Below are 245 nucleotides of genomic sequence, written 5' to 3' on the forward strand. Positions count from 1 at the left end.
CGCCCATTTGATCACTAAAGCTGCGGGCATTTTGGTTTTGAATATCAGCGAGCTGTTTGAGCCCTTGCTGGATTTGTTTTTGGCTTGTCGATTGCGCTTTGATCAAGAGGTCCTTTTGTTTGTCTTGATACTGCTGGTATTGATCGACTACTTTCACAAAGTCCTTTAACTGGTTCTTTGCTTCTTCTGTTGTACTCAAACCGTCTTTATACTGTTTTTGTGAATCGGCCATCGCATTTTTTAAT

General features: G+C 40.8%; 1 protein-coding gene. It reads right to left on the reverse strand.

Annotated elements, in window-relative coordinates:
• Positions 1-245: hypothetical protein (locus SB775_RS32705; protein WP_410865457.1), on the reverse strand; the 245-nt coding region annotated here is incomplete at both ends.

It is taken from the genome of Peribacillus sp. SIMBA_075, assembly GCF_046534585.1.